8 protein-coding genes are annotated in these 11,885 nt (G+C 39.7%); all 8 read right to left on the reverse strand.

Features of this window, described 5'->3' with window-relative positions; genetic code table 11:
• Positions 1-7: 7 nt before the first annotated feature.
• The gene (locus P4V41_RS12095; protein WP_328085147.1) at positions 8-4,309 is read right to left on the reverse strand and encodes a PolC-type DNA polymerase III; all 4,302 of its coding nucleotides are present in this window, start codon (positions 4,307-4,309) and stop codon (positions 8-10) included.
• 211 nt (positions 4,310-4,520) lie between these two features.
• Entirely contained in the window at positions 4,521-6,233 is a 1,713-nt protein-coding gene (locus tag P4V41_RS12100) for a proline--tRNA ligase (protein WP_328085148.1), read from the reverse strand.
• Between the two features lie 27 nt (positions 6,234-6,260).
• A complete protein-coding gene (gene rseP / locus P4V41_RS12105) occupies positions 6,261-7,523 on the reverse strand; it encodes an RIP metalloprotease RseP (RefSeq protein WP_328085149.1) in 1,263 nt (420 codons plus the stop codon).
• Positions 7,524-7,528: 5 nt separating this feature from the next.
• On the reverse strand, positions 7,529-8,686 hold the full coding sequence (dxr, locus tag P4V41_RS12110; protein ID WP_328085151.1) for a 1-deoxy-D-xylulose-5-phosphate reductoisomerase: 1,158 nt from the start codon (positions 8,684-8,686) through the stop codon (positions 7,529-7,531).
• A gap of 16 nt (positions 8,687-8,702) precedes the next feature.
• The gene (locus P4V41_RS12115; protein WP_328085152.1) at positions 8,703-9,491 is read right to left on the reverse strand and encodes a phosphatidate cytidylyltransferase; all 789 of its coding nucleotides are present in this window, start codon (positions 9,489-9,491) and stop codon (positions 8,703-8,705) included.
• 13 nt (positions 9,492-9,504) lie between these two features.
• A complete protein-coding gene (locus P4V41_RS12120) occupies positions 9,505-10,263 on the reverse strand; it encodes an isoprenyl transferase (protein WP_328085153.1) in 759 nt (252 codons plus the stop codon).
• Between the two features lie 166 nt (positions 10,264-10,429).
• Positions 10,430-10,987, reverse strand: coding sequence for a ribosome recycling factor (gene frr, locus P4V41_RS12125; RefSeq protein ID WP_328085154.1), 558 nt, complete (start codon positions 10,985-10,987; stop codon positions 10,430-10,432).
• A complete protein-coding gene (pyrH, locus tag P4V41_RS12130; protein ID WP_328085156.1) occupies positions 10,987-11,712 on the reverse strand; it encodes a UMP kinase in 726 nt (241 codons plus the stop codon). Before pyrH ends, frr begins: the two co-directional genes overlap by 1 nt.
• Between the last annotated feature and the right edge of the window lie 173 nt (positions 11,713-11,885).

The raw sequence follows: 11,885 nt of genomic DNA on the forward strand, positions 1-11,885 counted from the left end.
GCCCTTGTTAAAAGAGTGAAAGCTGGTTTGCATCAGGCATTCCTTCCAAACATCCTTGATCATCTAAGTACTCAATAATAGTCTTAGATAACTTCGCACGCTGCTGAAGATCTTCTTTAGAAAGAAATTCACCTTGTTCTCTTGCTTTTACAATGTTTAATGCTGCATTTGTACCTAAGCCTGCGATTGAATTGAAGGGTGGTATTAATGTATCACCTTCTACTAGGAAGTCTGTTGCGCTCGATCGATACAGATCGATCTTCTGGAATGATAGCCCTCTTTCACACATCTCAAGTGCGAGTTCTAGAACCGTTTGCAAGTTCTTCTCTTTTGTAGAAGCATCAAGACCTTTAGCTGAGATCTCTTCAATTTTAGTACGCAGTTGCTTTGAACCTCTGATCATAGAGTCCACATCAAAATCATCCGCTCTTACGGTGAAATATGCCGCATAGAACCAAATTGGATAGCGAACTTTAAAATATGCGATACGAACGGCCATCAACACGTATGCTGCTGCATGGGCTTTAGGGAACATGTATTTGATCTTCAAGCATGAACCAATATACCAATCAGGTACATCGTTCTTCTTCATCTCTTCGATCCACTCATCCGGCAGACCTTTTCCTTTACGTACACTTTCCATGATCTTAAATGCAAGTGATGGCTCAAGGCCTTTATAGATCAGATAGACCATAATATCATCACGACATCCGATAACGTCTTTTAACACACAAGTGCCGTTTGCGATCAGTTCGTTGGCGTTGTTCAGCCACACGTCAGTACCATGAGATAGTCCTGAAATCTGTACAAGTTCAGAAAAAGTACTTGGTTTTGTTTCTTCAAGCATTTGTCTTACGAACTTTGTTCCGAACTCTGGAATACCTAATGTACCTGTCTTACACATGATCTGTTCTTCTGATACACCTAACACCTCTGGACCAGAGAAAATTTTCATCACTTCTGGATCAGAAGCAGGTATTGTCTTCGGATCAATACCGCTTAGATCTTGTAGCATACGGATAACGGTTGGATCATCGTGTCCGAGTATATCAAGTTTTAATAAATTATCGTGAATCGAGTGAAAATCAAAATGGGTCGTCTTCCATTCTGAATTACTATCGTCAGCTGGGAACTGCACGGGACAAAAATCATAGATATCCATATAATCTGGAACAACAATGATTCCACCCGGATGCTGACCTGTTGTTCTCTTTACACCTGTACAGCCAGATACTAGGCGATCCACTTCTGCCGATCGAATCGTTAAGTTATTATCTCCAGCATATCCTTTTACATAACCATAAGCCGTTTTTTCAGCTACAGTACCAATCGTACCTGCACGATACACATAATCTTCACCAAACAGTTCCTTCGTGTAATTATGCGCTCTAGGTTGATATTCACCAGAGAAGTTTAAGTCGATATCCGGTACTTTATCTCCTTTAAATCCAAGGAACGTTTCAAACGGTATATCTTGTCCATCTTTTATATAAAGCACTTCGCATGTTGGACATTCTTTATCTGGAAGGTCATAACCAGACCCAACGGAACCATCATTAAAGAAATGGGATTCTTTACATTTCGGACAAACATAATGTGGAGGCAGTGGGTTCACTTCAGTTATCTCAGTCATTGTCGCAACAAACGATGATCCGACTGATCCACGTGAGCCTACAAGGTATCCATCGATCAACGATTTCTTTACAAGCTTATGTGAAATTAAGTAAATAACCGCAAAGCCGTGTCCAATGATACTCTTTAACTCTTTTTCCAATCTCTTCTCAACAAGTTCAGGAAGATTTTCACCATAGATGCTTTTAGCTCGGTTATAACTCATTGAGCGTACTTCATCATCTGCTCCTTCAATCTTTGGTGTATAGAGATCATCAGGAATCGGCTTGATCTCCTGAATCATATCCGCGATTTGTCTCGTATTTTCACAGACCACTTTTTGCGCTCTTTCCTCTCCTAAGAAAGAGAACAGGTCCAACATCTCATCTGTTGTTCTAAAATGCACTTCCGGGAGAGTTTGCCTGTTAAGCGGATTTGCTCCACCTTGAGAAGAGATTAAGATCTTTCGATAGATCGCATCTTCAGGGTTTAAATAATGAACGTTTCCTGTTGCAACAACCGGTTTGTTCAATTTCTCACCAAGCTTAACGATATTAGAAAGGATTTCTCTTAAGTTCATCTCATCTGCGACTAATTCTCTTTCGATAAGATGATAATAGTTACTTGGCGGCTGAACTTCTAAGTAATCATAAAACTCCGCGATCTTTTCAACTTCTTCGATCGGTTTTTGCATCATACCTTCAAACACTTCACCTTTATCACAAGCTGAACCGACGAGTATACCTTCTCGTAGTTTACTTAGTCGTGATCTTGGGATACGTGGTGTTCGATAAAAATAAGAAAGATGTGACTCAGAGACGAGTTTGTATAAATTCTTCAGACCTTCTTGTGTCGCAGCTAAGAGTGTACAGTGAAACGGCCTAGATCTTTGAAATCCACCTTGCCCCATGTTATCGTTCAACCGATCGTGATAGAAGATATCCTTTTCAAACGTCTCTTTTAGAAGTTTCCACAAAAGATAGCCGGTTGCTTCAGCATCATAGATAGCTCGGTGATGCTGAGTAAGTTCGATATCAAACCTTTTACAAAGTGTATTCAATCTATGATTCTTTAATTGTGGAAGCAAGAACCTTGCTAATTCAAGCGTATCAATAACAGGGTTCTTCGCTTCTCCCAAACCAATCTTGCGTAATCCTTCGTTCAAGAACCCCATGTCAAAGCTAGCGTAATGTGCTACTAAGATATCTTCACCCATAAACGCGTGAAAATCCCGAAGTACTTCTTCGATCTCAGGTGCGTTTTCAACCATATCATCTGTAATTCCAGTTAATTCGATCGTTGTTTGAGATAGTGATTCATGAGGATTTGCAAACCTTTCAAAACGGTCAATAATCTCTCCACCACGAATTTTCACTGCTGCGAGCTCAATGATTTTATTGTAAACCGCTGACAAACCCGTTGTCTCAACGTCAAAAACAATATATGTTTCATCTGTTAATTTTCTTGGTGCCTCGTTGTAAGCGATCGGTACACCATCATCTACAAGATTCGCTTCAAGTCCGTACAGAATCTTAATCCCATTTTTCTTCCCGGCACTATATGCTTCTGGAAAAGATTGAACACCAGCATGATCGGTTATGGCGATAGCTGGATGACCCCATTTTTTTGCCTGTCCCACCAAAGATGAAACAGAAGATATCGCATCCATCTGACTCATGGGTGTGTGAAGGTGAAGCTCAACACGTTTGTTATCTTCATCTGCTAAATCTTTTCTAAATTCAGGTTTAATCTCATTAATATCGTTCGCAATCATGACTAGATCTCTTACAAACGTGTCATTTTGAATCCCGCCTCGGACTTTTAACCACATTCCCTTTTGAATCCCTTGAAGGATAGGAATATCTTCTTTGTCTCGAGAGAAGATTTTAATTAATAGAGAGTCCGTGTAATCGGTAATTTTAAATGTTAATAAAGTCCGTCCGCTTCTAAGTTCTCTCGTTTCGGAGTGAAAGACATAACCTTGAATCGTTATGCGTCGTTCTTCATCTTGAATTGTTTGAATCGGAACAGGATCATCCTTGATCGAGTAACCTATCATAATATCTGTTCTTGCTGCAGGTCCTTCAGATCGATTAGCAGCTTTTTCTTTTTCAACCAATGCTTCCATTACTTTGTTTTGATCTTCTTGTTTTCTCTGTTCGATAAACTTTTGAAAATCTTCTTCTGAGTGTTTAATCTCTGTTTTAACCATTACAGAATGAAAGCCAAACTGACTGTACATCTCTTTAATAACAGGAGATAGCTTTCTTTGCACAAGTGCTTCTTCTGCATCATTTCGTACCGTCAAACACAAAAAATTCCCTTCCGCTATAGGGTCTTGTGTAGAGAGCATACTTCCTAGACTCGGTGCAGCTGTCTCTACTAACCTTTCTTTACACAAAGGCCAAAATCCGAGAAGCTCCTCTGCTTGAAAACTCTCTTGTGTTTGAATAGAGAATGTTACTGAAGCAATATGTTTAAAAGTTTGTTGAAGACTGGCACTAAACCAAGCATAGCTTTCCGGTGTTAGTGGACGCAGGAGTCCTATAATAAAATGCCAGCTTCTATTTGTTTTATCTATCGTTAGTTTTTCGATCGTTCCTTCCGAAAAACCAGCTTTCATCTCATGGGGCATACCTAGTTGTTCTAAAAGAAGCGATAGCCTTTCTTGTCTGATCTGCTGATCATTTCCGCTCATACGAACCTCCTTTTAAAGGGGTTTAATTATGTTTTCACATACTAACCAACATTTTTATTCGTTACTTTTTTTATTATACTATAGCTATAAATCGTAAGCCTCGATTACCATCATAAAGATTAGATCCTTATTCGTAAAGTACAAAGAGAAAGACACCTCTTGTATGAGAGGCGCCTCCTCTATTAGTATTATAGATTAACACAAAAATTTATTAATTCTTAAGCTTGTCCCACTCATTTTTAATAAAGCTGCTAAGTTCAGAAGCAGGTACTTCATAAGATTCTCCGCTCTTACGAATCTTTACTTCAACGATTCCTTCTGAAGCACGCTTTCCAACCATTACACGAATTGGCAATCCGATAAGGTCACTATCTGTAAATTTCACACCAGCACGTTCAGGGCGGTCATCATATAAGCAATCAAACCCATCGTTTTTAATTTGAGTATACAATTCATCGGAAAGAGCTGCTTGTTCGGCATTCTTACTGTTTACAGCAATTAAATGAACATCGAACGGAGTTAGTGATAACGGCCAGATTAAACCTTTGTCATCATTGTTTTCTTCAGCTACTGCCGCTAATGTACGAGAAACACCGATCCCGTAACAACCCATGGACATGATCTGATTCTTACCATTTTCGTCTAAGTAGGAGGCTTTCATCGGCTCACTGTATACTTTACCAAGTTTGAACACATGCCCGACTTCAATTCCTTTTGCAAAAACGATTGTCCCTTTTCCATCTGGTGACAGATCACCTTCTACTACAAAACGAAGATCAGCTGTTTCATTAAACTCAAAATCTCTATTTGGATTAACATTCGTGTAATGGTAGCCTGTTTCATTTGCACCACAAACTGCGTTTACCATATAAGGTACTGCTTGATCCGCGATGACTTTCACTTCTTTTGAAGTATGAACTGGTCCGATAGATCCGTGTTCAGCATTCAACCATTTCTTTGTTTCTTCTGCCGTAGCCAATTCTACTTCTTTAACAGAAAGCACATTCTTAAGCTTAATCTCATTAACCTCATGATCTCCTCTGACTAACACTAAAACAGGTTGTTCGTCAGCGATATATAGCAATGATTTAATGACTTTTGAAGGTGCAACTTGTAAGAAATCTGAAATTTCTTCAATCGTTTTTGCATGTTTCGTTTCTACTTTTTCTAGCACCATCAAAGCTTCAGATGAACGATCTTCTCGAAGTACAACAGGAGCCATCTCTATGTTCGCTGCAAAATCTGAATCCGTTGAATACGCGATCAAATCTTCACCAATTTCTGATAAAACCATGAACTCATGATTATCTTTACCACCGATCGCACCTGAGTCCGCTAAAACAGCACGGAAGTTCAGTCCGCAACGGCTAAAGATCGCTGAGTAGGCATCTTTCATCGCTTCATACGTTTCATCAAGACTTTCTGGTTTATCATGGAAAGAGTAAGCATCTTTCATAATGAACTCTCTTCCGCGTAACAGACCGAAACGAGGGCGCTTTTCATCCCTAAACTTTGTTTGAATTTGATATAGATTAAGAGGAAGCTTTTTATATGATTTCACTTCGTCTCGAACAATGCTCGTAATCACTTCTTCATGTGTCGCTCCAAGAGCAAAATCACGCTCGTGTCGGTCTTTCAATCTCATTAATTCTGGACCGTAGCTATACCAACGCCCACTTTCTTGCCATAGTTCAGCAAGCTGCAGCGCAGGCATCATCATCTCTTGTGAACCGGCACGATTCATTTCTTCTCGTACTATATTTTCTATTTTATGAAGCACTTTTTTCCCCAGAGGCAAAAAAGAATAGATACCTGCAGCATTTTGGCGGATAAAACCAGCTCTTAATAAAAGCTGATGACTCTTTACATCTGCGTCTGCAGGTACTTCCCGTAGTGTTGGCATAAACAACTGACTTTGTCTCATAATCTCTACTCCTCAAATCATCCCTAATTAACCAAGAAAAATTTTCTGTATATCATTCCATGTTACAACAAGCATCAATAACATCAGAAAAGCAAACCCGATAAAATGAACCATTCCTTCTTTTTGCGGATCGATCGGTTTCCCTCTCAATGCTTCTACTCCTAGGAACAGAAGTCGACCTCCGTCAAGTGCCGGTAATGGCAATAAGTTAAAGATCCCTAAGTTAACACTTAATATAGCTGCCCATTGCAATAGCATATAAACTCCAGCTTTAGCAGCTTGATCTGTATATTCATAGATTCCAAGTGGCCCAGATAACTGATCAATTCCATGCTGACCCGTTATCAGTTGGCCGAGCCCTGTAAATATAGCCGTTGTCATAAACCATGTTTGTTTAGCGCCATATTCTAATGATCCAACAAAAGAGGATTCCGTATATGGATGTGCTCCGATAAACCCTTCATTCTTATCATCAGCACCTTTACGAGAGCCAAGCGTGACAGGAACCACTTTCTCTTCTCCATTACGGTTGATCGTAAACATTAATTTTTCGCCAGGATTTTCTTGAATGACGGAAACTAACTCTTTCCAGTCGTCCATTTTTTCGCCCTGAACAGCAATAATTTTATCCCCTTTTATTAAACCTGCTTTCTCAGCGCCTGCACCTTCTTGAAGTGTACCTAGTCGTGATTCATTTGTCGGGATACCTTGCATGAGTGAGAATACAACTAAGATCACAAAAGCAAGTAAAAAGTTCATTGCTGGCCCAGCGAAAATTGCGAGTGTTCTCTGCATGATCGTCTTAGATCCAAACTGTCGATTAAATGGTGCAATCTGCATCTCTTGGTGATCTGCTACAAACAGCGCATCTTCTTTAACTTTATAAGTCGAAGTTCCAGAGTCTTCATTTTCAAAACCTGTTAAATACAATTCACGTTCTAGATCAGCTTTTTCAATGGTAATCGTTTTTTGAACCGGATATTTATCACGGTGATTGACAATGATCTTCTCAACTTCATCTGCTTGGTTGAAGATCATACCAACTCTGTGACCTGCCTTAAGTTCTATACCTTCTGGATCTTCTCCAGCCATACGTACGAACCCTCCAAGCGGTAAAAGACGAATCGTATAGACCGTTTCCCCTTTCTTGAAGGCAAACACTTTTGGGCCGAATCCAATAGCAAACTCACGACACAAGATGCCTGCACGTTTTGCTAGCAATAGATGTCCGAGTTCATGAAAGAAAATTAAAGCACCTAAAATGATGATAATGGCTATCACAGTGTTCATTCCCATTACCTGCCTTTACTAAGTAGTGACTCCACATATTGACGAGTCCTATTATCTGTTTCTTGTATTGTCTCAAGGTCTGGCGTACTGACATTAGACAACTCTTGCATAGCACGTTCAATCATCTCTTCAATCTCAAGAAACGAGATATGACCATTCAAGAATAGCTCAACCGCTTTTTCGTTCGCAGCATTTAAAACCGTCGGCATCAAGCCTCCTGCTTTTCCTGCTTGAAATGCCAGTTTTAAACACCTGAACCGGTCGTAGTCCATTTCTTGAAAATGTAACTTCCCAACTTCCCATAAGTTTAACCTTTTCCCGTTTATTAATTCAAGCCGATCGGGATATGTAAGAGCGTACTGTATCGGCACTCTCATATCTGGTTGTCCCAAATGAGCGATAATGCTTGTATCAACAAACTCTACCATAGAGTGTATGATACTTTCCTTATGTAAAATGACGTCTATTTTCGAATAATCAAAGGAAAATAACCAGTGAGCTTCAATTACTTCTAACCCTTTATTCATCATTGTTGCGGAATCAATCGTTATTTTCGCACCCATAGACCAGTTTGGATGATTTAAAGCTTCTTGTACCGTAACGTGTTCTAGCTCATCGCGTGTTCGATCTCTAAAACTCCCACCTGAAGCTGTTAATATCAATCTCTCAACACGTTCACTATCTTCGCCATTCAAACATTGATAGATCGCTGAATGCTCAGAATCTACCGGAAGTATGGCCACGTTGTGCTTCTTCGCTTTTTCCATTACGAGATGCCCTGCAGTAACAAGGGTTTCTTTATTGGCTAAAGCAATTGTCTTCTTAGCTTCGATCGCTTTTAATGTAGGAAGTAAGCCTACACTTCCGATCACAGCATTCACAACAACCGTTGAATCAGTAGAAACCGAGGCTTCAATCAATCCGTCCATCCCTGAGACAATTTTTGTTGATGAATTTACTTTAGACCGAAGAACTTTTGCATCTTCTTCATTTTGAACGGCACAAATTTCAGGTTGAAATTTCTGTATGATATGTTCAGCAGCCTCAATATTCTTACCTACAGACATCGAACTTAATTTGAACTGTTCTGGATGTGAGGCGATCACATCTAATGTCTGAACGCCGATTGAACCTGTTGCACCAAGTAAACTAACCGATTTCATACTATACCTCCTAGCGTTATCCTATCAAATGAAGTACGTGGAGCAACGGGAATACAAATAACGCACTGTCTAGTCTATCTAATATTCCACCGTGTCCAGGAAGCAAAGTACCAGAGTCTTTCACATCATAGATTCGTTTGAATGCGGATTCTGCCAAGTCACCTATCTGACCAAAGATACCAACGATAATTGAAATCAGTAGAATATTTGGTAACGACATATCCACAAAATGAGTCAAATAGCTGATTACACCAACAACAAGACTAAAGAAGATACCTCCAACTGCCCCTTCAATTGTTTTGTTTGGAGAAATAACCGGCCAAAGTTTACGTTTCCCGATCGATTTTCCAACGAAATATGCGCCAGAGTCAGTAGCCCAAATCATGAATAGAATCAAGAATAGAAGTTGGACTCCACCTTCTAATATTCTCGTTTCTAGTAGATAGAAAAACCCAAAACCTACGTAAATAGAGCTAAATAACACGAACGATATATGATTGTATTCTGTATTGTTCTTTTGTACAACAGTTACGACTAGTAGTAGAAGTACTGCAAGAATAATGGCATCAGTTTTAGTGAAAGGATCTAAGAAACTCATCCAGTCTTGTGGCAATGCGATCAAGATTGCTAATAAAAATCCCATTACACCTACAAAACTTAGTTCCATCCTTTTCATACGCAATAATTCAAACATGCCAATCCCAGTTAGCAATAGTATTAATAATGAGAACGGCCAGCTTCCATAAAGGGTAATCCCTATAAATAAAACGGCTGCGATTACACCTGTTATTATCCGTTGTTTCATAAGTCCTCCTTAATTAAACACCGCCATACCGCCTGCCTCGTCCGGCAAATTGTGATACAGCTTCTCGTAGATGCTCTTCAGAAAAATCTGGCCATAACACTTCAGTAAACCAAAATTCAGAATACGCAAGCTGCCAGAGCATGAAGTTACTTAATCGAACTTCACCACTTGTACGAATCAAAAGATCCGGATCCGCTAGATCATGTGTCATCAAATGCTGTTCAATCATTGAATCATCAATTTGTGATGGCTCCAACCTTCCTTGTTTCACTTCAGAAGCCAAAGCTTTAACTGCAGCTGTAATCTCATCACGGCTGCCATAATTCAGAGCGAAGTTTAGGATTAAACCACTGTTGCTCTTCGTTTTGTTAATCGCTTCATCTACTGCTTTTACAGTGTGAAGTGGTAACAACTCCTTTTTACCCATTATTCGCACTTGTACGTTCTCTTTAATCAAATCTGGAAGAAAAGTGTTTAAAAATTCTCCAGGAAGTTTCATTAAAAAGTCAACTTCTTCACGAGGACGTTTCCAATTTTCAGTTGAAAAAGCATAAAGGGTAAGCACTTCAATCCCAATCTTATTCGCTTCTTTAACGATTTTTCGAACTGTTTTCATCCCTTCATGATGCCCGGCGATCCGTGGCATAGCTCGCTTCCGGGCCCACCTGCCGTTGCCGTCCATAATAATAGCAACATGTTTAGGGATATTTTCTTCTTTAAATGTATGATTCTTTTCTGGACTTTTTTTCTTAAAGAAAAGCTTGTCAAGCATGTATAAGCCTCCACATCTTCTTAGACTTCATAGAATCAACCTCTTATAGAGGCTTTCTCCATATGCCTATCACCGTGTTATTTAAAGTCTGGCATGGTGATATTGTCTAATAAAAAAGCCCCCTTTTATAGAGGGCTTTTTATATTTAATTGTACATGGAAAAGCTTTATACTTCCATGATTTCTTTTTCTTTTGCTGAACTTACAGAATCAACTTCAGCTGTGTATTTATCAGTAAGTTTTTGAACATCATCATTATAACGGCGAAGTTCATCTTCTGTAATCTCAGCTTCTTTTTCAAGTTTCTTCAAATCGTCATTTGCATCGCGGCGAACGTTTCTTAGAGCAACTTTCGCTTCTTCAGCAAACTTTTTAACAAGTTTAACCAATTCTTTTCTGCGCTCTTCTGTAAGAGCTGGAATCGCAATACGAATCACCTGACCATCGTTAGAAGGTGTTAGACCAAGATCAGACTTTAGGATTGCTTTTTCGATATCTGCCATGGCAGATTTGTCGTAAGGCTGGATCACAAGTAGTCTAGCTTCTGGAGTTGTTACACCTGCCAATTGATTGATCGGAGTTTGAGTTCCATAATAATCAACTTGTACTCTGTCTAATAGTGAAGGGTTTGCTCTACCTGCACGTAGAGTAGAATACTCGCGTCTTAGTGCTCCGATTGCTTTTTGCATCTTTTCTTCTGCTTGAGTTAAAACTTCTTTTGCCATTAGTTTCTCCCCCTTATAACGGTTCCTATTTTTTCTCCGGCAACTGCTCGTCTGATGTTTCCTTCTTCCATAATCGAGAAAACAACTAACGGGATATCATTATCCATACATAGCGATGAAGCTGTTGTATCCATTACAGCTAGGCCGTCTTTTAAAAGATCAAGATAAGATAATGTCGTATACTTAACAGCGTTCTCGTCCAATTTAGGATCTGCTGAATACACACCATCGACGTTGTTTTTAGCCATCAAGATGACTTCTGCTTCAATTTCTGCTGCTCTAAGTGCTGCTGTCGTATCTGTTGAGAAGTAAGGGTTACCCGTTCCTGCAGCAAATATGACAACTCGCTTCTTTTCAAGGTGACGAATGGCTTTTCTTCTGATATAAGGTTCTGCAACCTGACGCATTTCTATAGATGTCTGTACTCTTGTTTGAACCCCGATGTTTTCAAGACTGTCTTGAAGAGCTAATGAATTCATAACTGTAGCAAGCATGCCCATATAGTCTGCTGAGGCACGGTCCATTCCCATCTCACTGCCCGTCTTACCGCGCCATAGGTTACCACCACCTACAACTACAGCAACTTCTACGTCGAGTTCAACGATTTCTTTTACTTGTTCTGCAATTGACTGAACGATTTTTGGGTCGATTCCAGAAGTTTGTTCACCTGCTAGTGCTTCTCCGCTTAATTTCAAGACGACTCGTTTATATTTTGAAGTAGTCATTTGTCCCTCCATCACCTAAAAAAAATGTATTTACTTTGGTAATAAGGCTTTTCGTGTAAAGCTTTGTTGCTTGTGAAAGAGGTTGATTTCCGTTTCAGGTGCTCGGTTTCCGCGGGGCGTGCGGTGAGCCCGCAGGAGTCTCGCACCTTACACTTCAATCAACTAGTCAATGA

This window comes from Fictibacillus nanhaiensis (assembly GCF_036213205.1).
GTDB lineage: Bacteria > Bacillota > Bacilli > Bacillales > Fictibacillaceae > Fictibacillus > Fictibacillus nanhaiensis_E.

Coding starts and splice junctions, on each gene's coding strand:
- P4V41_RS12095 (WP_328085147.1), bottom strand. CDS start 4,309: ATGAGCGGAAATGATCAGCAGATCAGACAAGAAAGGCTATCGCTTCTT.
- P4V41_RS12100 (WP_328085148.1), bottom strand. CDS start 6,233: ATGAGACAAAGTCAGTTGTTTATGCCAACACTACGGGAAGTACCTGCA.
- rseP (WP_328085149.1), bottom strand. CDS start 7,523: ATGAACACTGTGATAGCCATTATCATCATTTTAGGTGCTTTAATTTTC.
- dxr (WP_328085151.1), bottom strand. CDS start 8,686: ATGAAATCGGTTAGTTTACTTGGTGCAACAGGTTCAATCGGCGTTCAG.
- P4V41_RS12115 (WP_328085152.1), bottom strand. CDS start 9,491: ATGAAACAACGGATAATAACAGGTGTAATCGCAGCCGTTTTATTTATA.
- P4V41_RS12120 (WP_328085153.1), bottom strand. CDS start 10,263: ATGCTTGACAAGCTTTTCTTTAAGAAAAAAAGTCCAGAAAAGAATCAT.
- frr (WP_328085154.1), bottom strand. CDS start 10,987: ATGGCAAAAGAAGTTTTAACTCAAGCAGAAGAAAAGATGCAAAAAGCA.
- pyrH (WP_328085156.1), bottom strand. CDS start 11,712: ATGACTACTTCAAAATATAAACGAGTCGTCTTGAAATTAAGCGGAGAA.